This window comes from Gaiella occulta, from assembly GCF_003351045.1.
GTDB lineage: Bacteria > Actinomycetota > Thermoleophilia > Gaiellales > Gaiellaceae > Gaiella > Gaiella occulta.
In genome coordinates this window covers 1-1,426 of the sequence record NZ_QQZY01000026.1, presented here as the reverse complement: position 1 = coordinate 1,426, position 1,426 = coordinate 1, and the positions used below count along the sequence as shown (strand labels likewise).

The window sequence follows — 1,426 nt, the reverse complement described above, 5'->3', positions numbered from 1 at the left end:
GGTGACGTCCCTGGACCGCTGTAACTTCGGTCTGGCGTAGGCTCCGGTGGGCGATTCTACGCGGCGACTACCTCCTGTTCTTCGTCGCGGTTTTGTTCGGTTGCGATGCGTGCGATCTGTTGCCGTTCGAGGTCGTCGAAGCGGACGCGGTTGGCGCCGGCGATGACGAGGTCGAGTACGGCCCAGCAGAGGGAGAGGCAGCTGGTCTCGCCGGGGAAGCGGCCGATCGCCTTCGTCCTGCGCTTGACCTCGCCGAGCGAGCGCTCGAGCAGGTTCGTCGACCGCCAGACGCGCCGGTGCTTGAGCGGGTAGCGCAGGTGGACGGTCAAGGCTCCGAGGTCGTCGGCGAGGCAGGCGGCCGCGGCGCTGTAGCCGGCGTCGGTGAGCTCGCCGACGAGCGCGCGCAGCCTGCGCTCGCCGTCGGTCTGCGAGGTTGCCTCGTCGAGCGCGCGCCAGTAGGCGGCCTCGACCCGTTCCCGCTCGGCCTCCGGCAGCTTGGCGAGCACGTTGCGCAAGCGGTGGACCGTGCAGCGCTGACGGTCGGCCTCGGGCCAGAGCTGCTCGATCGCGTTCACCAGTCCGGGCGCGCCGTCCCCGACGACCAGCAGCGGTGCCGGCAGGCCGCGGCGGGTGAGCGCGCGGCCGAGGCAGAGCCAGTCCTCCTCGGCCTCGCGCATCCCGAGGCAGACGTCGAGCAAGACGCGCTCGCCCTGCTCGCTGATGCCCCAGGCGCAAAGGACGCCCTCCTTCGCCCCGGAGGGGCGGACGGGCAGGAAGATCGCATCGAGGAAGAGGCAGACGAGGCGGATGTCGGAGAGGTCGCGCTCGCGGAAGGCCTGGAAGCGCTCCTTCAGCTCGCGGCAGAGCCGGGAGGCGGTCGACTTCGAGACCTGGCCGAGGCCGGCCTCCTCGCAGAGCGACTCGACGTCGCGCATCGACAGGCCGCGCACGAAGGCGCCGATCACGAGCGCCTTGAGCGGCTCGCTGGCGAGGAAGCGCTTGCGGCGGCGGAAGAGCCGGCTCGTGAACGGGGCGCAGGCGTCGCGCACCTGCGACACCTCGACCACGACCGCGCCCTCGCCGGTCTGGACGCGCCACGGCCGGTAGCCGTTGCGCTTTCCCGGCGCGGCTTCCGCCCGCCGTTCGTAGCGGGCGCGGCCGAGCCACTCGTCCACCTCCTCCTCGACCGCGCGCTGCAGCACAAGCCGAACGCCGAGCCGTCCCACCTCGCTGACGACCTCCAGCCCGTCCACGTCGACGCGCTCACCGGCGAGCAGCGCATCGATCTCCTTCTCGATCACCACCGACGGCAGTAGTGTCCGCCTCACGGCGCAGGCCTCCTCTCGTTGTCTTCGTGGACTACGAGGAACCTACGCCGCTCTCCTTACGGAGCCGGCGAAGTTACAGCAGTTCCAGGACGCGACCC

At 71.1% G+C, this 1,426-nt stretch carries 1 protein-coding gene; it reads right to left on the bottom strand.

The features are described 5' to 3' along the window. Window positions 1–56: 56 nt before the first annotated feature. Window positions 57–1,328 carry an IS256 family transposase gene (locus Gocc_RS15550; protein WP_114797491.1) on the bottom strand — a complete coding sequence of 424 codons (1,272 nt, stop codon included), beginning with the start codon at window positions 1,326–1,328 and terminating at the stop codon, window positions 57–59. Window positions 1,329–1,426: the final 98 nt, after the last annotated feature.